Consider the following 19797-nt stretch of genomic DNA (forward strand, 5'->3'; position numbering starts at 1 on the left):
AATTCCATCGGCACGAACACGCAAAGCGCTCGGCGGCGCCGGCGGCCTTCGCTAGAGCTTCGATCTCAGAGAGGTTCGCGCTGTCTCGCGCCGCCTTGTAGGCCGCCGCGAGCCTGGCAGATGCCTCGTCCGATTCGCCCGTGAGCCGCGAGAGGATCGAGCCTTGCCCCCAGGCGAGGTGCCTGGCGTCATCGCCCGCGAGGCGGACGAGGCCAAACAGGGCACGGTCGCGGTTGGAGATCGTGCGCGGCTCGTCCGCCCGGTCACAGACGATCTGCCAAACAGGCTCGAGCGTGGCGTCGACAGTCAGTCGCACCGTCAGTACCGCCTCGTCGTCGCCTTCCGGCTCATCGCGAAGCTGGCCGTCGGAGGTCCAACCGCGGATGTAGAGCCCGAAGCGCTCGTCCGACTTGAGCGCTTTGGACAGCTCGCCCACCGTGACTTCGATGATGATGGTCTTGGAGGTGTCTCCTCCGATGAAATCGTGCTCGCCGAAAAACAGCCAGCGCGAGGAGAGGACGGCCTCTATGGCGTCGAGCACGGTGGACTTCCCGGCGTCACCGGGCCCTATCAAGCAGCAGAACGCCGCGCCGGGCGCCCAATCGAGCGTGGCGGTCCCCCGAAAGTTCTCCGCCCTGAGGTGCCGAATCTGCATCTCCCCCCCCTTCAATTGCCGTCGATGCGCGTCACATATTGCCTAAGCTTCACAGCGGCTTTAGAACTCAACCCTGAGCTCTAAACGGCATTTTCCCCTACCCTTCCTGCGTACTGAATTTGAAGTCCGCCTCCGCCGAAAGCCGGACGGCCAGTCTATGAGTGCTCTGTCGGCCGCGGCCGTGCGGCTCGGCAGCCTCACGTGCTGGCGGGTGGCTGATCTGATTCGTGCTGTCGATCCAGCCAGTCCGCCCACCACTGCATCAGCCCCCGGCGCTGATCAAGATACTGCGCCCGGTTGTACGCCGCGCGAACTGCATCAGTCTCCCGGTGCGCGAGCTGGCGCTCGATGACATCGTGCGGAAAGCCTGACTGCTCGTTGAGCACGGTGGACGCCAGCGCCCGGAACCCATGCGCCGTCATCCGGCCGCGATAACCCAACCGGTAAAGCGCAAAGAGGAAGGTGTTCTCGGACAGCGGATGCCCTGGGCGCAGCGGTGAATCCAGCACCAGATCGCGATCGCCGGTAAACACCCGGAGTTGCTCGAGCACCGCTTGTGCCTGCTGTGACAGCGGCACGACGTGCGGCAATCCCGCCTTCATGCGGTCCTCGGGAACCACCCAGACCGCGCCGTCCTCGCGCAGCTCACTCCAACGCATACCGCGCATCTCGCCTACGCGCACGAAGGTCAAGGCCAGCAACTGCAGCCCCAGGCGGGTGACCGGTTCTTCATAGCTGTCGATCGCTGCGAGCAACGCGCCAGCTTCGCCAGGCGGGATGCTGGCCATCGGCTTTTTCACCTTGCGCGGCTGGAGCACGCGCACCAAGCCGCCAGCACCGTGGCTCTCGATGTAGCCCACGTCCTGGGCGTAGTCGAATACCGCGGCGATGCGCCCGGCCACCCGGTGCGCGGTTTCCACACGGCCGCCCTTCTGCACGGCCTGCACCACCTCGACGAGTTTCGTGCGGGGAATCTGGTCGATCGGCAGTGCACCAATGGAGGGAAACGCGAAGCGCTCCAGCGTGCCGGCAACCTGCCCCTGGTGCTTCCCGTTGGACAGGGATGGCAGCTTGATCTTGAGCCACTGCTCCGTGATCGCCTTGAACGTCGGTGCGACCTTCGCGAGTGGCGTGGCGGTCGCTGCGTCGGTCGGCGCGCTCTTGGCCTGAGCATGCGCAGCGCGGGCCTGCGCCAGAGTCATGGCCGGGTAGCGGCCATAGGTTCGCGTGCGCTGTTTGCCGTTCTGCGCATAGTTGGCACGCCAGCTCTTCAGCCCGGTGGGCGCCACAAAGAGGTACAGGCCGCCGCCGTCGGTGAGTTTGTAGGGCCGCTCCTGCGGCTTGGCTGCGTCGACAGCCTTCACGGTGAGACTCATGGTATCGCCCTTCTGGATGCCATGGACGATACCACGATTGGCGGCTGGCTGGCGTGGTATCGCCCCGGATGCAACGGGACGATTATGGACGCACCCACCAATGAAAAAGCCCCGCCGCAGAGACTGCGCGGGGCTTCGAAGGACTACTTTGGATCAATCCTGGCGGAAAGGGAGGGATTCGAACCCTCGGTAGGCTTGCGCCTACGCCTGATTTCGAGTCAGGTACATTCGACCACTCTGCCACCTTTCCGGGGTGTTCGTTGCTATTCGCTTCACAGGTCGCTTTAAGCTTGCGAGCTGTCGTGGTCGCGAAAAACCAATAAGTATATCAGGCACGCGGCTCGATCTGGGTCAGTCCTCCCATGTAGGGCTGGAGCGCCTGGGGAATGTCGATACCCCCGTCAGCGCGTTGATAATTTTCGAGGATCGCCACGAGCGTGCGACCAACTGCCAGGCCGGAGCCGTTAAGGGTGTGTACGAGTTCCGTCTTGCCGCTCTCAGCGCGATAGCGCGCCTGCATGCGGCGGGCCTGGAACGCTTCCATATTGGAGCAGGAAGAGATTTCGCGGTAGGTGTTTTGCGCCGGGAGCCAGACCTCGATATCGTGGGTGCGCGCGCTACCGAAGCCCATGTCGCCGGTGCAGAGGACGATGGTGCGATAGGGCAATTGCAGGCGTTGCAGGATGCTCTCGGCGTGGGCGGTGAGTTGTTCCAGCACGGTGGCCGATTCTTCTGCCCGCGTCACCCAGACGAGCTCGACTTTGTCGAACTGGTGTTGGCGGATGAGGCCGCGCACGTCCCGCCCGCCCGACCCGGCCTCGGAACGAAAGCACGGCGTATGCGCCACAAAGCGCAGCGGCAGTTGGACGGCATCGACGATCTGATCGCGCACCAGATTGGTCAGCGGCACTTCGGCTGTGGGAATGAGGTAGTGGCTCTCGCCCTCTCCGTGCTTCACGGGGAAGAGGTCTTCCTCGAATTTAGGGAGCTGCCCCGTGCCGCGCAGCGCTTGCGCCGACACGATGTAAGGCACGTAGGCTTCGGTGTAGCCATGTTCGGTGGTGTGAACGTCGAGCATGAACTGGGCAAGGGCCCGGTGCAGGCGGGCGATCGGCCCGCGCAGCACGGCAAAACGCGAACCGGAGATGCGCGCTGCGGCCTCGAAGTCCAGCCCGAGGTCTGTCCCGACGTCGACGTGGTCGCGCACCGGGAATTCAAACGTGCGCGGGGTGCCCCATCGGCGCAGTTCGACGTTCTGCGTCTCGTCCGCGCCGACGGGCACGTCGGCCGCGGGCAAATTGGGAACAGCCATGAGCAGACCCTGCAGTTCGGCTTGCAAGGCGTCGAGCCGGGCGGCGTCTGCTTCCAGCGTGGTTTTGATGTGGCCGACCTCTTCCATGATCGGCGCGACATCCTCACCTTTGGCTTTGGCCTGCCCGATCTGCTTGGAGAGCAGGTTGCGCCGCGCCTGCAGATCTTCGGTTTGTTTCTGTAGGGTTTTGCGCTCGGCTTCGAGGGCTTCAAAGCGGGCCACATCGAGGAAGGGCTGAGGGGACTGACGGGTTTCGAGCCGGGCGATGACGTGGGGCAGGTCTTTGCGCAGCAGGGTGATGTCGAGCATGATGCGTTTGAGTTGAACGAGAAATGAAGCCGCCGCCGGGCGATCCGGGCCAAGCCTTGCGCCGGATGGCTGGGCGGTGAATCGGTCAGGAGTCGGTCTTGACCACCAAGCCGCGCGGCAGCGGAAACTGTACCGATTCGGTCACGCCGTCGAGCTGCCGCACCGCTACGGCGCCCAATGCCTTCAGCCGGGCCACGACCTGATCGACGAGGGCTTCGGGGGCCGAAGCGCCCGCCGTCAGGCCGATCTGGCGCGCGCCCTCCAGCCACTCCGCGCGCAGGTCTTCGACCTGATCGACCATATAGGCGGGCTTGCCCATCCGCTGGGCGACTTCGCGCAGGCGATTGGAATTCGAACTAGTCGGACTGCCGACCACGATGACCACATCGACCTGTGGGGCGAGCATCTTCACCGCGTCCTGGCGATTTTGGGTGGCGTAGCAGATGTCTTGCTTTTTCGGCTCATGCACTTGAGGAAACCGCGCGCGCAGAGCCGCGACGATTTCGGAGGCGTCATCGACCGACAGCGTGGTTTGAGTCACAAAGGCCAGCGGTGCATCGGGGGCAATGTTCAGGCGCGCGACATCGTCGAGGGTCTGCACCAGGTGGATGCCCTCGGCCTGCCCCATGGTGCCTTCGACCTCTGGATGACCGGCGTGACCGATCATCACGATTTCCAGCCCGTCGCGCCGCATCTTGGCCACTTCAACGTGCACTTTGGTGACCAGCGGACAAGTGGCGTCGAACACCTGCAAGCCCAACGCCTGCGCCTGCGCACGCACGGCCTGCGACACCCCGTGCGCAGAAAACACCACGGTGCCGCCCTGGGGCACTTGTTCGAGTTCTTCGACAAAAACCGCGCCCTTGGCCTTCAGGTCGTTGACCACATAGGTGTTGTGCACGATTTCATGGCGCACATAGATGGGCGCGCCAAAGCGTTCCAGCGCGCGCTCGACAATGTCGATGGCCCGGTCTACACCGGCGCAAAAACCGCGCGGGCTGGCCAGCAACACTTGCGGTTCGAACGCTGAAACTTCAGGGTCTGGCAATAAGGCGAAAGCGTCTGGCTTCATAGCACGGCGAGAATCTTGACCTCGAAAGTCGTGGGGCAGTCGGCCAGGGGGTGATTGAAATCGAGCAGCAGCGCGTCGCCGACTTCGTCAATTTCACGCACCAGTGCGGTGAGCAGACCGGCTTCGCCATCCGCACTGGTCGGCAAACGCAGACGCATCACATCGCCGACCTGCGCCGCGGGCCCGGGATATTCGCGCGCACGCTCAACTTCCCCGCGCGAAACCCAACGCAGCAAGCCTGGAATGCGCGCGCCAAAAGCTGCGCCCGCAGGCAGATCGAATCGGGTGTGCGTGTCTTCATCGAGGCCGACGAGCAAGGCCTCCAGCGCCGGGCTGAGTTGCCCCTGTCCCAGCGTAAACGTCGCAGGCGTTCCGCCGAAGGTGTTGACCGCATCGACGCCGCCCGGATCGCTGAGGCGGTAATGCAGGGTGAGATAGGAATCAGGCTGGACGCAAGGCACGATGATGGGCGGGCAGGCAAAATAGCGGCTGAAAGCGAGCCGCAAAGGCGACGTAAACCGCATTTTAGGGGGAACCCTGCATGGCCACACGTATCGCCGATCTACCTGCCGATGCGCGACCGCGCGAAAAATTGCTGGCGCGCGGCCCGCACGCGCTGGCCGACGCCGAACTGGTCGCCATCGTGCTGCGCACCGGGGTGCGCGGGCAGAGCGCCCTCGACCTGGCCGCCGCCTTGCTCGATCAGTTTGGCGGCCTGCACGGCCTGCTCAACGCCTCATCCGAGCAACTCCGCAAAATCAAAGGACTGGGCGCGGCCAAATATGCCGAGATTGCCGCCGTGCTGGAACTCGCTCGCCGCACCCTGAACGAGCAGATGATGCAGCAACCCCTGCTCGATTCGCCCGCTGCGGTGCGCGACTATTTGCGACTCTGGCTCGGGCCGCAACCGGTGGAAATTTTCGCGGTGCTGTTTCTCGACAACCAGCACCAGCTCATCGCCTCGGAAGAGCTTTCTCGCGGCACGCTGGCGAGCACCAGCGTCTACCCGCGCGAGGTCGTGAAAGCCGCGCTGCGCCTGAATGCCGGTGCGCTGATTCTGGCTCACAACCACCCCAGCGGCCTGGCCGAACCGTCCGCTGCCGACCGCGCGCTGACGCAAACCCTGAAAGCGGCGCTGGCCCTGGTGGATGTGCGGGTGCTCGATCATCTGGTGGTCACCCGGCATAGCGTGGTTTCGTTTGCCGAAAGGGGTCTGTTGTGAAACCCGCCGCGCCTGCGCTCAAGGCAAGCAGCCAGGACGCATTGCGCGACTTGCGCCGGCGCCTGCGCCAGCCGCCGCAGCCTGCGCGCACGAAACCTGGGCCAACTCCACCACCCATCGCGGCCGCTCCCGCCGAGTCTGTGCCCACCTCCGCAGATCGCGCCCTGTTTCGCGCGGCCACTGCGGGCGCCAAGGTCTTGGGGGCATCGATCCACCCTCCCCCGCCAGGATTGCAGCCCGCGCCGCCCAAACCCATTCCGCACCAATCGCTGCGCGACGAACGGTTGGTGCTGTTAGAGGCGATGTCAGACGAGCTCGATCTGGATCATTTGCTGGAGACCGACGCCGCCTTGTCCTGGCGGCGAGAAGGCGTGGGATCGGACACCCTGCGCAAGTTGCGCCGGGGGCACTGGACGATCCAGAACGAAATCGACCTGCACGGTCTGCGCCGTGACGAGGCGCGCGAGGCTCTTGGTCAGTTTTTACGCACCGCGCTACAGCGCGAATGGCGTTGCGTGCGGGTGATCCACGGCAAGGGGCTGAGTTCGCCCTTGCGCGAGCCGGTGCTCAAACACAAGGCGCGAAGCTGGCTGATGCAGCGCGACGAAGTGATGGCCTATGTGCAGGCCCGGCCCAGCGATGGCGGCGCCGGTGCTCTTGTGGTGCTGCTGCGCTCGGCCCGGCGCACTGAACGCGGCGGTTGAAACAATGCTTAAAACAAGCCGGCGATTTGAGAGCGAAGTTGAGAACACAGAGCGGCGGGCTCATTGGGGCAAAGCGGTCAACCATGCACCACATTGCCCGCCGGCATATTGCCGGGCTCGGCTTTGTTGCGCATCCAGTCGGCCGTGCCGGCGAAGGCTTCGTGCAACTGGCGGCGCAGTGTGTCGTCCATCTCGACTTCGTTGAGGGTCTGCACCATGCAGGCCATCCACTCGTCGCGCTCCTTGGTGCCGATGGCGTAGGGAAAGTGGCGCATCCGCAGGCGCGGATGCCCATATTGCGGGGAATACAGATCGGGTCCGCCCAGCCAGCCGCTGAGAAACAGGTAGAGCTTCTCCCGCGTTTCTTCGGAATTCGTGGGATGCATGGCCCGCAGATCGGCATATTGCGGCTCTAGATCCATCAAGTCGTAGAAATGATCGACCAACCGACGCACGCCCTCCGCGCCGCCGAGGCGCTGATAAGGCGTGCTGGAAACCGGCTGGGGGACAGGTGCGGCGGGCGTGATGGCGATGGTTTCGGACATGGAGCGGAGCAATTTGCAAACAAGGCTGAAACAAAAGAATCGCGATTATGGGAGATGCGCCCCGGCAGAACTTGCCTCAGGTCAATCTGCAATCAATCGTCCCGCAAAGTGGCAAAAGATTTTCAGCTCATTTTCAAGTCAAGGTGCGCAAACTCTGACCCGGCGCCCGGCGCAGCACATCGCGCAGACTCCACCACCCGGCCGCCATCGCCAGCATGGAGGCCGCCAGCATGGCCGCGGGCCAGAGCCACCATGGCGGCTGCCAGGGAAACAGAAACACCCAGTGCGCCAGCGCCGCGCTCACGGCCGCCGCCCCGGCTGCGCCGAGCAGTCCGGCCAGCGCGCCGACCCACATCATTTCCACTAGGGCCATACGCCGCAGCAACTGCGAAGAAGCGCCCAGGGCGCGCCACACCGCCATTTCGCGCGAGCGGTCCTGCCGCGACAACGCCAGCGAAGCGGCGAGCACGGCCAGCCCGGCCGCCAGGGCGAACAAAAACAAAAACTGCACCGCAGTGATGACCTGCTCGACCAGCTTGCGCAAATGCGTGAGCAGGCTGCCGACATCGACCACGGTGAGATTGGGAAACTGCCGCACCAGGGTGTCGTCCATGCGCTGCGCATCTCCGGGGGCGCGATAGGCGGCCAGATAGGTCACGGGCTGATTTTTCAGCAGGGCCTGCGGCAGCAGCACAAAGAAGTTGGCATGCATGGAGCTCCAATCGACATGCCGCACGCTGGTGATGGGCGCGGTCACGCGCTGGCCTGCAATGTCGAAAGTCAGGGTGTCGCCGAGTTTGAAGCCCAGGGTTTTGGCGATGCCCTGTTCCACCGACAGGCCTTTGGCATCGGGCCCGCCGGTATCGTTCCAGTCGCCTGCGACCAGGGTATTGGCCTTGGGCAGGGTGGCGCTGGCTGAAAGATTGAATTCGCGGTCGATCAGGTCGCGGGCGCGGATGCTGTCGTAGTCGCGTCCAAAGACCGGCTTTTCGTTGATGGCCACCAGACGGCCGCGCAGCATGGGATACCAGTCTTCGTGGTTCACGCCATCGCGGCGCAGCGCGGCCAGAAAATCCTGGCTCTGCGCGGGTTGGATGTTGATGACAAAGCGGTCGGGCGCGTTGGCGGGTATGGAGGCACGCCAGGCGTCGATCAGACTGGTGCGCATGAGCACCAGCAACACCAGCGCGAACAAACCCAGACTCAGCGCCGTGATCTGAATCACCGCACTCCAAGGCCGGGTGGCCAACTGACGCGCCGCCATCTGCATCAAACCGCCGGCGGCGACGGATGACGCCGCATGGCCGCGTATCCAGCGCCGCAAACCCCGCATCATCAGCCAGGCCAGCAAGGCGAACACCAGCGTCAGGCCGATGAAACCACCCGCGGCAATCAGCCCCAGGCGAAGGTCGCCGGCCTGCAGCCACAGCAACAGGCCGAATGCCCCCACGCCTGCCAGCACCGTGATGAACGGCGCGGACTGCAGGCGGCCCAGACTGCGGCGCAGCACCGCCAGGGGCGGTATGCGCGCCAACTGCAGAATCGAGGGCAGGCCAAAGGCCAGCAGCAGCACCATGCCCGTCGCCCCGGCGAACAACGCGGGCGCCCAACCGGGCGCGGGCAGCTCGCGCACCTGAACCTGAATCAGCCCGTGAAGCAGCCCGATCATCGCCGCCTGCACCGCCAGGCCGAGCAACACCCCCAGCGCCGCCGCAAAGCCGCCCAGCCAGACAAACTCGGCGGCGTAGCGACGGAGCAAAACACCCTGACGCAGCCCCAAAGCCTTGAATACCGCGCAGGGCTGCAAACGTCGGCGCGCAAAGTCGCGCGCCGACTGCGCCACCGCCACAGCGGCCATGAGCGCGGTAATCAGCGCCACCAGATGCAGAAAATCAGAGGCGCGCTTGAGCGTCTGTTCTTGCGCCGGGCCGCTGTCGGCCACGGTTTCCACCCGCATGCCGCGCGCGGAGGTTTGGCGAATCTGCTCCTGCGCCCACTTGGCGTAGGCGGCTGCTGCCTGCGATGGCCCAGCCAGCGCGAGGCGATAAGTCACCCGGCTGGCGGGCTGGATCAGCCCGGTAGCGGGCAAATCGGCGCGATTCATCATCACCCGCGGGGCGAAATTGATGAAGCCCGCGCCGGTATCGGGCTCGCGCACCAGAATGGCCGCGATGCGCAACCGCGCATTGCCCAACTGCAACAGATCACCCACCTGCAGCCGCAGAGCGCCGAGCACACTGGCATTCACCCAGACCGTACCGGGCTCGGGCGGCCCGCTGCGCGACACCTCCGGCGCCTGCAGCCCGTCGCGCAGCACCACCTGCGCGATCAAGGGGTAATGCGCGCCTACCGCCTTGAGCGAGACCAGCCGGGTGCGGTCACCCGTGACGTCGAGCGCCATGCTGGGAAACACCGCCGTCTGCATAGAGCGCAGCCCCTGCGCTCGCGCCTGCTGCAAATACAGCGGTTTCAGCGGATGATCGCTGACGATCACCACGTCACCACCGATCAACTGCGCAGCATCGCGCACCAGCGCGCCTTGCAGCCGCTGGGCGACGAAGCCCACGGCCGACAACGCGGCCACGGCCAGCACCAGCGAGAAGAATAAGAGCCGCAGCTCGCCGCTGCGCCAGTCACGCCAAAGCTGTCGCAAGGATTGCATAGAGGTAGACCGTGGAGTGAATGAGCGGGGTAGAAAGAAGCCGTATTGTCCACAGCCCCCCATCTCTGTGCCGGGGCGAGGGTTTGAAACCGCTGAGGAACGCGCGCTATTTGGTCAGCGCCAGGAACACTTCCGGCAATCTCTCGGGCAGGCGCTCGATGTTGTCGATCACGGTGTAGCGGCGGCCAAAAATATCGGACACATAGGCATCGGCGCGCGGGTCGAGGCTGATGCAATAGGTGAAGAGGCCGTCGCGTTCGAGTTCCCGCACCGCCTGGCGGGCGTCTTCGATGAGCAGGCGTTCGTCTTGCACGTCGATATCGGCGGGTTCGCCGTCGGTGAGCACGAGCAGCAGCTTTTTGTCGCTCTTGCGCGCGCGCAGCGATTGGGCAGCGTGCCGCAGCGCCGCCCCCATGCGGGTGGAGTAGTTGGCCTGCATCGCCGCGAGACGCGCCTTGACTTCATCGCCCCACGGCTCGCCAAAACCCTTGATGTGCAGGTAGCGCACCTCGTGCCGGGTGTTGGACTGAAAACCGGCGATTGCCAGCGGATCGCCCAAGCGCTCGATCGCCCAGGCGAGCAGCGAGACGGCTTCCTGCGAGAGTTCTAGGATGGTCTGCTCTGAGCCTTTCACTTTGTCGTTGAGCGAGGCGGAGAGGTCGAGCAGCAGGGTCACGGCAATATCGCGCCCGTTGGTGCGGTGGCTCAGATTGATGCGCGGATCAGGGTTGGAGCCTGCCTTGAAATCGATCAGCGAACGGATAGCGACGTCGAGATCGAGTTCGCTGCCTTCCTCCTGATAGCGAATGCGCACCTTGTCTTGCGGTTTGAGCAGTTCCAGCAGTCTTTGCAGGCGCTTGGCCAGCGGGGCGTGCTTTTGCAGCAAGCGGTCGATGTCGCCCGCCTGTGCAGACGGATGCAAACCCTCGTACACGCTGACCCAGTCGGGCCGATAGGTCTGGCTGTGATAGTCCCATTCGGGATAGTGCCGCGGCGGCAGGCGCGGCAAGTCGTCCTGCGCATCGTTGCGGCGGGTTTCGTCGAAGCGCTCTTCCTCGTCCCCTTGTTCGATGAAGCGCCAAAGGTGCCGGTTGTCGTCGCGGTAGTCGATGACGGTGTTTTCGAAGTGCACTTTGGCAAACTGGTCGCTCTGGCGGCGGGTTTTCGCCACATAGGCCAGAGCCAGCACGGCGATGTCTCGGGTGGATGAGGTGCCCTGCGCCATCAGCGCGTGAAAGCGGGCAACGAAGGTATTCAGATCGGCGTCGCGGTAGCCGTGCTCGGGGTCGAGCAACGCCCGCGACAACATCGCCAGACGGTGGCGCAGACAGGAAGTGGTCTCGGGATTGCAGGCGTCTTCGACAGGGCGGGGATGCAGGGCGAGAAACAGCCGCCGCAGTCCGGCGTATTCGCGGATCAGCAGGGTTTCAACCCGGCAGTCCTCGAAAAACTCGACCGCCATGCGCTGAAACGGGCTCCAGTTGTCGGCAATCTGCGGGGTGGACCAGCGGCGGTGGCCGACCATGTGGGCGAGCATCGCCCGGTAACGATCGAGGCCCGACACGCCGAAAGCATCATCTTGCACATCAGGCAGACGAATGCCCAGCGGGTCGTAATAGGGAACCGGTTTGCGCAGTTCGTCGAAGGCGGTGGAGTAAGGGATCAGCAGATCGCTATCTCGCCACAAGGCGCGCAGATACAGATCGAGATGGCGCTCCACATCCACCAGCAGCGTGCCGTGGCGCTCGCGCTGCAACACGGCGCGCGCGTCGGCCGATTGCAGGCTGAAGTAATCTTTTTGCCGCTCGGGATGGGTGGCATAGTTGCGCACGCCGTAATCGACCCAACGCTGCAAGCCGCCAATGTCGAGCTGGGCCAGCAAGGTCGGCGCCTGATTGAAAAAGTCCGGCAGCCCTGGACTGGGATAGGTGGTGTGAAAGCCGTGGATGGAGCGCGTGGTGCGCGCCATCAGGTCGAGCGTGAGGTCGAGATAGTGCTGGAGTTGCTCGCCCGCTTGCAGGCGCTGGGCGACGGGAGCCAGGGTCTGCAAAAAGGGCGTGATGGCCCGACCGTTGGGCGATTTTTGCAGCCCTTGCACCACGGCCATCACGGGCGCCAGCAGGTCTTCACCCACGGCGCGGGCGGTGGACGGCCAGGCTTCCAGAAAGGCCAGCAAAGGCTCGGCGCCCCGCCCCAGTTTGCCGATGATGCGGCCCGCTTCGAGGAAGGCGCTCAGTCCATCGGGTGTGAGCGCGCTCTGGGCATCGGCCATGCAGGCCGGAAAGATGGCCTCCACGAGAGGAAAGCGCGTGTCGAGCCGCGCCCAAGTGGCGCGTATCGAATCGTCCATCAGGGCGTCACTCACCATGGTTCGGCTTGGTTTGCCGCACTCAGGCGAAAGTCACGTCGATGGCGTGATCGAGTGTCTGGCGAATGTCGGCATCGTCGGTGATGGGGCGCACCAGCGCCATGCGGCAGGCGTCTCCTGCATCAACACCGTCGCGGATCAACTGCGCGGCGTACACCATCAGGCGTGTGGAAATGCCCTCATCGAGACCGTGCCCCTTGAGATTGCGCGCGGCGTGGCCGATTTTCACCAGCTTGGCGGCAGTCTCGGCGTCAAGGCCGCTTTCCTTGCACAGAATGGCGGTTTCGAGCCCGGCCTCGGGGTAGTCGAAATCGAAGGCGGTGAAGCGCTGTTTGGTGGACTGCTTCAGATCCCTCATTAGCGACTGGTAACCCGGGTTATACGAAATCACCAACTGAAAATCGGGATGCGCCTGAATCAGCTCGCCCTTCTTGTCGAGCGGCAGGGTGCGGCGATGATCGGTCAGCGGGTGGATGACCACGGTGGTGTCCTGACGCGCCTCGACAATTTCGTCGAGGTAGCAGATCGCGCCGATGCGCGCGGCGGTGGTCAGCGGCCCATCGAGCCAGCGCGTGCCGCCGCCTTCGAGCAGATAACGTCCGACCAGATCGCTCGCCGTCATGTCTTCGTTGCAGGCGACGGTTATGAGCGGCTTGCCCAGCCGCCACGCCATGTGCTCGACAAAGCGCGATTTGCCGCATCCCGTCGGCCCCTTGACCATGACCGGCAAACGATTACGGTAGGCGGCCTCAAACAAGGCCACCTCGCGTCCCTGCGGCTGGTAATAGGGCTCAGCTTGAACCCGGTACTGCTGCGCGTCAATGCTCATGCATCCACCTCCAAAACAACACGCCCCCGTGAAAGCGGGGGCGCTGAAACTTTCAAAAACGATGTCGTCAGGAGCGGCTTACTTGTGGACGCCCAGTTTGTCGCGCCAGCCCGGGAAGAGCTTGTCGGCATCGCCCGGGAAGGATTCGAATGCGCGCGCGAACTCTTTGTGCTCCTTGGCGTACTCGATCGGATCGGCTCCGGCCTTCCAGCACTCATAGGCCTGGCGCAGCGACTTGGCGCCAGCTGCCGGCGAGTCGATGTGTCCGTAGGAGCCGCCGCCCGCGGTGTTGATCACGTTGCCGTGGCCCAGGTTCTCGAAGAAGCCGGGCAGGCGCAGCGCGTTCATACCGCCGGAGATGATGGGGGTGGTGGGCTTCATGCCGTACCACTTCTGGAAGTAGACCGGGCCTTGGCACTCGTCGCGCTCGATCATGTAGGCGATGTTGCGGTCGTCGCCCTCGCCTTCCATCTTGCCGTAGCCCATGGTGCCGACGTGAATGCCCGAAGCCCCCTGCAGCCGACTCATCTTGGCCAGCACAAAGGCGGTGTAGCCGCGCTTGGAACTGGGCGAGGTGATGGCGCCGTGACCCGCACGGTGATAGTGCAAGTACTGGTTCGGATACTGGCGACGCGCGGTGGTGACCATGCCGGGGCCGCCCACGTAGCCGTCCACCAGGAAGGCCAGCTTGTCAGCATCGGGACCGAAGACTTCCAGCGCGAAGTCCGCGCGGGCGCACATCTCGTGATAGTCGTCCGCGGTGATGTTCATGGAGAACAGCTTGGCCTCGCCAGTCTCGTCTTGCGCGCGTTTCATGGCGTCATAGACCAGCGGAATCACCTTTTTCACCGGGGCGAACACCTGGTTGCCCTGCGGCTCGTCGTTCTTGATGAAATCGCCTCCCAGCCAGAACTGATAGGCCGCCTGGGCAAATGGCTCCGGGCGCAGACCCAACTTGGGCTTGATGATGGTGCCGGCGATGTAGCCGCCGTCCTTGATCGGCCGACCCAGAATGCGCCACAGGTTGGAGATGTCGGTGGCCGGGCCGTCGAACATCTGGATCGCGCGCTCGGGCACATAGAAATCGATCATCTTGCCGTACTCGACATCGCCCATACCCTGGTTGTTGCCGATCACCAGCGTGAGGAAGGACACGATCATGAAGCGGCCGTCGATCACATTCCGATCGAACAGTTCGATCGGATAGGCGATGCGCATGTCTTCCGTGGCTTCATCGATGTAATAAACCAGGGCATCGACCCCCTTGGTGAAATCGTCCGTCGTGCTGACTTCCACATTGGTGCCGGTGGACGATTCGGCCGCAAAGTGCGCCGCCGTCGCCAGATAGTCATAGCCCGCCTTGGGCTTCATTTTGTAGGCAACAAGGATGTGCTTGCCACCGGCGATCAGATCCGATTCCTTGAGATCGAGATTGGCGTAGCGGCTGGATTGATCGTGAGCCATGTCATTCCTCTGTGCGTTGGCCTTTGTCGGCCAAGTGGGTTGAAAAAAATCAACTATAGGATCGCTTAGTTCATAAGGTAAACTAAGACTTTTTTGCAGTTAGAGAATTTTTCACTGATGATCAGAATCACCTTCCGGCAACTCGAAATTCTCCAAGCTGTAGCGGACTGCGGCAGTTTTTCGCGCGCCAGCGAAAAGCTACATCTCACCCAGCCTGCTGTTTCGATGCAGATCAAACAATTGGAGAATTTGCTCGATATGCCCCTGTTCGAGCATGCGGGCAAAAAAATCCGGCTCACCGAAGCTGGCAACGTCGCCCTGCGCAGCGCCGGAATCGTCACCCGCGAACTAAACGACCTCGAACAGTCTCTGGCCAACTTGAAAGGACTCAGAGGAGGCGTGCTGACGGTGTCTGTCGCCAGCACGGCCAGCGTATTTGCCGCTCGCCTTATGGCGCTGTTTCGACGCCAGTTTCCAGACGTCGAGGTCAGCCTGAATGTCGTCAACCGCGAAACCCTGCTGCGTCACTTAACCGAGAACGTCAGCGATCTCGCGCTGATGGGCACGCCGCCCGAGGGATATCAACTCAGCGCGCAACCCTTCATGGACAACCCGCTGGTCATCATCGCCGCCCCCGACCACCCGCTCGCCAGAAAACGCGCAATCCCCCTAAAGCGCCTGCTCGAAGAGCCCCTGGTCGTGCGGGAACCCGCATCAGGCACCCGCGGCGCCCTGGAGAACTTCATCCGAGAACGACAGTTACCGTTCAAGCCGACCATGGAAATGAACAAAAACGAGGCGATCAAACACGCCGTCGAAGCCGGTCTGGGCGTGGGATTGGTCTCGCTGCACACGGTCCAAGCGGAACTCACCTCTGGCCAGTTGAGCGTCCTCGACGTCGAAGGTTTTCCGCTCAAGCGCCAGTGGTTTCTGGTGCAACGCGACGGCAAACGACTCAGCCCCGCCGCCCAAGCCTTCGCCGAACTCGTGCTAAGTAAAGGGCCAAGCATCATGGCAGCCGCAGAAACAAAAACGGGTTAGCGAAATCGCTAACCCGTTGATTTTATTGGCGGAGTGGACGGGACTCGAACCCGCGACCCCCGGCGTGACAGGTCTAAATACAGTATGCCTAGAACCCGCATAAACGCTTGATCTGCTAGTATTTTCCCATTGGTTTGTGGGAATTGAGTGGGAATTGGGGGTTCGGTCATGGCATACTTTGAACAGCGAAAAAACGGGTGGATGGCGCAGATTCGGCGACGTGGCATGCCGACGTTGAGCCGCACGTTTGACCTGAAAGCCGATGCAGAAGCCTGGGCGCGGGAAATCGAGCGCGAAGCCCAGCGGGGCAACGTTGCTGTGCTGCGACAAGATGCGCAGCGCGTGACAGTCGCCGAAGTGATGGATCGCTACCTTGCCGGGCCGGTGCAGGCCATGAAATCGGCGAAGGATGTTCGCGCGCGCCTCGGCAAGGCACGCGAGCGCTTCGGCGCTCACTACTTGTCCAATGTGCGCGGGGTGGACGTGTCGGGCTGGCGCGATGATCTGCTGCAAGAAGGACTGGCACCGCAAACCGTCATCCACCACATCAACGTGCTCTCAGCCCTGTTTTCATTCGTCGAAAAAGATTTGAGCATCGATTTGCCCGCAGGCAACCCGGCGAGCAAGGTACGCAAACCAGCCGCGCCGCCAGCGCGGGATCGTCGGCTGCGAGCAGGCGAAGTCGATGCGCTGCTGGCCGCTGCCGCGCAGGCGCGTGCGGTTGGGCTTCGACAGATCATCATTCTTGCCGTCGAGACTTCGATGCGCCTGGGGGAACTGCTCGGGCTGGAATGGTCACGCATCGACTTGGCCAGGCGCACGGCACACCTGGTGGACACCAAGAACGGCAGCGCACGCACCGTCGCGCTGTCAACCGCCGCACTGGACGCACTGCATAGCCTGCCTCGACGCCTCGATGGGCGCGTGTTTGGCTGGCAAGCCAAGGACTCATTCGAGAAAACTTGGCAGCGCTGCATCGTGCGCGCTAAAGCGGCCTATGCAGAAGAGTGCGCCAAGTCCGGCAAGAAGCCAGATCCCGCATTCCTGGCTGATCTTCGCTTCCACGACCTCAGACACGAAGCCGCGTCGCGGCTGTTTGAGAAGGGCCTGGGCGTCATGGAAGTGGCGAGCATGACGGGACACAAAAGCCTGTCCATGCTCAAGCGTTACACGCACATCGAGGCGGAAAAGCTGGCGAAGAAGTTGGGATAACTGCGCTGCGCTGTACCCTCTCTTTGCCCCCTCCTTTGCCTTGGCTTTTCGTTCTTCCGCGACACCTGCCCGCCCGTGCCGCCCCGGCGTATATCTCTATGCCGGGTGCGGTTCGCGGATTTCCTGCGTTGCTCCTTTGCCGCGATTCGCGGGTGGTGCCGACGCACCCGGCTCCTTTTTCTGGAGCCGGATATGCGCATCATCATTGCCGAGAAACCTTCCGTAGCCCAAGCCATCGCCGGTGTCATCGGCGGAGCCAAACGCAGCGACGGATTCATTGATTGCCCGCAGGCCAAGACCCGCGTCACCTGGTGCTTCGGCCATCTGCTGGAACAGGCCAAGCCGGAAGAGTATGTAGATGGCGGCAAGGTTCTCGCGTCGCATCTACCCGTCATCCCCACGACCTGGAAGCTGTCGCCGCGCGACGGTGGTGCAGGCAAGCAAGTCAAGGTGATCCGCGATCTGCTCAAAGAAGCCGCCGAGGTCGTCAACGCGGGGGACGCCGACCGCGAAGGCCAACTGCTGGTCGATGAGGTCTTGCTGTTCCTGAACTGGAAGGGCAAGACCTCGCGCCTGTGGCTGTCCAGTTTGGATGATGCCAGTGTGCGTAAAGCGCTCTCTGGCATCAAAAACAACGCCGCTATGCGCCCCGTCTACGAATCCGCCCTGGCGCGTCAGCGGGCCGACTGGCTGATGGGCATGAACTGCTCCATCGCCTTGAGCCGCAATCTGCAAGGCTGCGGCGTGCCGGGCGCCTGGAGTGTCGGGCGGGTGCAGACCCCGACTCTGGCACTGCTGGTCGATCGCAAGCGCGAGATCGATCACTTCAAGCCCCGCGACTTCTACCAGGTCATTGCGTATCTGGACGGCGGCATCAGGGCTGTATGGCAGATGCCGGACGATCTGGTGGATGAAGATGGGCGGTTGCTGGACAAGGCCAAGGCGGACGAGGTTGCTCGCCAAATCACCGACAAGGCTGCGCGAGTCACCAAATTCACCCGCAAGGCGGGTGAGCGTGCCGCACCGATTCCCTACACGCTGGGCGGGTTGCAGAAGGCCGCCAGCAGCCGTCTGGGCTTGTCGGCCAAGGACACGCTGGCTGCGGCACAGGAACTCTACGAAGCCAAGGTCACCACCTACCCGCGTACTGATTGCCCCTACCTGCCCGTTGAGATGCATGGTGCAGCGGCGGGCATTCTGAAGGCCATTGGTGGCGCGGATGTTGCGGGGATCGACCCGGCGCGCAAGCACGCGGCCTGGAACACCGCCAAGGTCGAGGCGCACCACGGACTCATCCCGACTGGGCAGAGCCCCGATGCGGCCAGCCTGTCGGCCAACGCCAAGCGGGTGTTCGATCTGATCCGCGAGTCCTACATCCGCCTGTTCATGCCGCCCGAGAAATTCGAGACTCGCGAAGGGTTGTTCGAGATCGACGGGCTTGCGTTCCGCGCGGCGGCGCGCGTGGTGTTCGATCCCGGCTGGACGCGGCTCGGCGCCAAGGATGAAGACGAGGGGCAAGAGCAAGGCGAAGCCCAGGGTGCGCTGCCCGATCTGCGCGAGGGTGAAGTCCGCACCTGTGAGCGCGGTGAGGTCGTCGCCAAGCGCACCACACCGCCGAAGCCCTACACCGACGGCACGCTCATCGCCGCCATGACTGGCGTGCATAGGCTGGTGACGGATCCAAAGCTCAAGGCGCGACTGAAGGAGACGTCAGGGCTGGGCACCGAGGCGACGCGGGCCTCGATGATCGAGGTGCTGATCACGCGCGAGTACGCCGAGCGCCGCAAGAAGGAAATCCACCCGACCGACCGAGGTGTGCAGCTGATCGACATGCTGCGCAAGGTCGCGCCTGATCTGGCCGACCCAGGCTACACCGCATTGCAGGAGGACGCGCTGGCGGACATCGCCGCAGGGCGTGCAGCGCTGGCTGCGTTCATGCAGGTCCAGGTGGATGCAACGCGGGAGTTTTCGCGGGCGCTGTTGGAGGGCAAGCTGACGGACGGCCAGATGGTCATGCATGCCTGTCCTGCATGCGGCGGCAGTCGCTGCGCCCAACTCAAAAGCAAGGCCGGGAACGTCTATCACCGCTGCATGGACTGCCAAGCCGCATTCGGCGATGACGGCGGCAAGCCGGGCAAGCGTTTCGAGGACAGACCGGCAGGCGAGACTGCGCAAAAAACATCGAGCGCTGCAGGCGCCGGCCCGAAGTGCCCGACCTGCAAGGGCCCGACAGCAAGGATGAAGGCAAGCTTGGCACGAAGTGGGGGGCGATGAGATGAGCAACGGCGATGTGAGTAACGGGGATTCTGGGCGCAACGATTCTGGGATCAAAGAGCTTGAGGATTCCGGATGGTTTCTCGGCACGCTTGCTGCCGTTGCCGTCATTGCGTCCGCTGCGTTGATGGCAAGCGTCTGGTTCGGCCTGCTTGGTGGAGCCGCGAAATGACGCCGGTTGCCATGCTTCAGCAATGCGCACCCCAGATTGCGCCCGTGACGCTGGCGGCGATTGTGCAGCAGGAAAGCGGGGGCGATCCGCTGGCCGTGCACGACAACACCGGCGGAAAGAGCTATCGGCCTGCGAGCGTGGCGGAAGCTGCGCGCATCGCACGCGAGCTGATCGCGCGAGGACACTCGGTGGACATCGGACTGGCGCAGATCAACAGCAGGAACCTGCCCCGGCTGGGGCTGGGCGTCGATCAGGTTCTCGACCCCTGCGCGAATCTGCGCGCCGCGCAGACGGTTCTGATGGAGGGATGGATGCGTTCGGGCGATCTACGCGCCACCTTGTCAGCGTACAACACCGGCCAGCTCCACAGCCCTGTGGGAATGGCTTATGGGGAGAAGGTGTTCGGGAAAGCTGGCGTTTTCGTGCCAGCCATTCCGGGCGGCAAGCTGGCGCAGTGGGCAAGCAGTGATCCGGCAAACATAGGCGCGCTGCCGCCTGTTCGCCCCGTCATCACCTGGACGCCGCAGGCAAGCCCGCTGGCGCCCCAGGGCGGCGGGCTGGCTGTGAAGTGGTGATCAGC

The 19797-nt window shown here is 63.6% G+C and carries 16 protein-coding genes, 1 tRNA gene and 1 pseudogene; 7 read left to right on the plus strand and 11 right to left on the minus strand.

Annotated elements, in window-relative coordinates:
* From B3H47_RS09225 to B3H47_RS09250, 6 genes and pseudogenes are all read right to left on the minus strand, one after another.
* Nucleotides 1–541: pseudogene (locus B3H47_RS09225) on the minus strand (hypothetical protein); the annotation flags it as partial.
* 311 nt (nucleotides 542–852) lie between these two features.
* Nucleotides 853–2031, minus strand: coding sequence for a tyrosine-type recombinase/integrase (locus B3H47_RS09230; protein WP_286986803.1), 1179 nt, complete (start codon nucleotides 2029–2031; stop codon nucleotides 853–855).
* A 160-nt stretch (nucleotides 2032–2191) separates the two neighbouring features.
* Nucleotides 2192–2281 (minus strand) — tRNA-Ser (locus B3H47_RS09235).
* A 78-nt stretch (nucleotides 2282–2359) separates the two neighbouring features.
* Complete coding sequence (gene serS, locus B3H47_RS09240) at nucleotides 2360–3652, minus strand: serine--tRNA ligase (protein ID WP_286986804.1); 1293 nt, start codon at nucleotides 3650–3652, stop codon at nucleotides 2360–2362.
* An 85-nt stretch (nucleotides 3653–3737) separates the two neighbouring features.
* Nucleotides 3738–4724, minus strand: coding sequence for a 4-hydroxy-3-methylbut-2-enyl diphosphate reductase (ispH, locus tag B3H47_RS09245; RefSeq protein WP_286986805.1), 987 nt, complete (start codon nucleotides 4722–4724; stop codon nucleotides 3738–3740).
* Nucleotides 4721–5185, minus strand: a complete 465-nt coding sequence (locus tag B3H47_RS09250) for an FKBP-type peptidyl-prolyl cis-trans isomerase (protein WP_286986806.1) — start codon at nucleotides 5183–5185, stop codon at nucleotides 4721–4723. Before B3H47_RS09250 ends, ispH begins: the two co-directional genes overlap by 4 nt.
* 80 nt (nucleotides 5186–5265) lie before the next feature.
* Between B3H47_RS09250 and radC the strand changes: the two genes are divergently transcribed.
* Both radC and B3H47_RS09260 read left to right on the plus strand, forming a co-directional pair.
* On the plus strand, nucleotides 5266–5946 hold the full coding sequence (radC, locus tag B3H47_RS09255) for a RadC family protein (RefSeq protein WP_156052530.1): 681 nt from the start codon (nucleotides 5266–5268) through the stop codon (nucleotides 5944–5946).
* Complete coding sequence (locus tag B3H47_RS09260; RefSeq protein ID WP_286986807.1) at nucleotides 5943–6650, plus strand: Smr/MutS family protein; 708 nt, start codon at nucleotides 5943–5945, stop codon at nucleotides 6648–6650. The genes radC and B3H47_RS09260 overlap by 4 nt, the downstream gene beginning before the upstream one ends.
* A 77-nt stretch (nucleotides 6651–6727) precedes the next feature.
* Here the strand turns inward: B3H47_RS09260 and B3H47_RS09265 are convergent, their stop codons facing one another.
* The 5 genes from B3H47_RS09265 to B3H47_RS09285 all read right to left on the minus strand — a co-directional run bounded on the left by B3H47_RS09265 (nucleotide 6728) and on the right by B3H47_RS09285 (nucleotide 14518).
* Nucleotides 6728–7195 (minus strand): group II truncated hemoglobin, encoded by a 468-nt coding sequence (locus B3H47_RS09265; protein ID WP_013106003.1) that lies wholly within the window; start codon nucleotides 7193–7195, stop codon nucleotides 6728–6730.
* 133 nt (nucleotides 7196–7328) lie between these two features.
* Complete coding sequence (locus B3H47_RS09270) at nucleotides 7329–9857, minus strand: ABC transporter permease (RefSeq protein ID WP_286986808.1); 2529 nt, start codon at nucleotides 9855–9857, stop codon at nucleotides 7329–7331.
* Nucleotides 9858–9963: 106 nt separating this feature from the next.
* Entirely contained in the window at nucleotides 9964–12225 is a 2262-nt protein-coding gene (locus B3H47_RS09275; RefSeq protein WP_286986809.1) for a nitric oxide reductase activation protein NorD, read from the minus strand.
* Between the two features lie 22 nt (nucleotides 12226–12247).
* Entirely contained in the window at nucleotides 12248–13054 is an 807-nt protein-coding gene (locus B3H47_RS09280; protein WP_286986810.1) for a CbbQ/NirQ/NorQ/GpvN family protein, read from the minus strand.
* A gap of 78 nt (nucleotides 13055–13132) precedes the next feature.
* Nucleotides 13133–14518, minus strand: a complete 1386-nt coding sequence (locus tag B3H47_RS09285) for a ribulose-bisphosphate carboxylase (protein WP_156052524.1) — start codon at nucleotides 14516–14518, stop codon at nucleotides 13133–13135.
* 117 nt (nucleotides 14519–14635) lie between these two features.
* Between B3H47_RS09285 and B3H47_RS09290 the strand changes: the two genes are divergently transcribed.
* From B3H47_RS09290 to B3H47_RS09310, 5 genes are all read left to right on the plus strand, one after another.
* Entirely contained in the window at nucleotides 14636–15559 is a 924-nt protein-coding gene (locus B3H47_RS09290; RefSeq protein WP_013106008.1) for a LysR family transcriptional regulator, read from the plus strand.
* A gap of 225 nt (nucleotides 15560–15784) precedes the next feature.
* The gene (locus B3H47_RS09295) at nucleotides 15785–16771 is read left to right on the plus strand and encodes a tyrosine-type recombinase/integrase (RefSeq protein WP_232054131.1); all 987 of its coding nucleotides are present in this window, start codon (nucleotides 15785–15787) and stop codon (nucleotides 16769–16771) included.
* Between the two features lie 192 nt (nucleotides 16772–16963).
* Nucleotides 16964–19045: a DNA topoisomerase 3 gene (locus tag B3H47_RS09300; protein WP_079668488.1), complete on the plus strand. Its 2082-nt coding sequence runs from the start codon at nucleotides 16964–16966 to the stop codon at nucleotides 19043–19045.
* Nucleotide 19046: 1 nt separating this feature from the next.
* Nucleotides 19047–19217 carry a hypothetical protein gene (locus B3H47_RS09305; protein ID WP_156052522.1) on the plus strand — a complete coding sequence of 57 codons (171 nt, stop codon included), beginning with the start codon at nucleotides 19047–19049 and terminating at the stop codon, nucleotides 19215–19217.
* Complete coding sequence (locus B3H47_RS09310) at nucleotides 19214–19792, plus strand: lytic transglycosylase domain-containing protein (protein ID WP_064135051.1); 579 nt, start codon at nucleotides 19214–19216, stop codon at nucleotides 19790–19792. The genes B3H47_RS09305 and B3H47_RS09310 overlap by 4 nt, the downstream gene beginning before the upstream one ends.
* Nucleotides 19793–19797 lie beyond the last annotated feature (5 nt).

This window comes from Thiomonas sp. UBA7699 (assembly GCF_002482605.1).
Lineage (GTDB): Bacteria > Pseudomonadota > Gammaproteobacteria > Burkholderiales > Burkholderiaceae_C > Thiomonas > Thiomonas arsenitoxydans.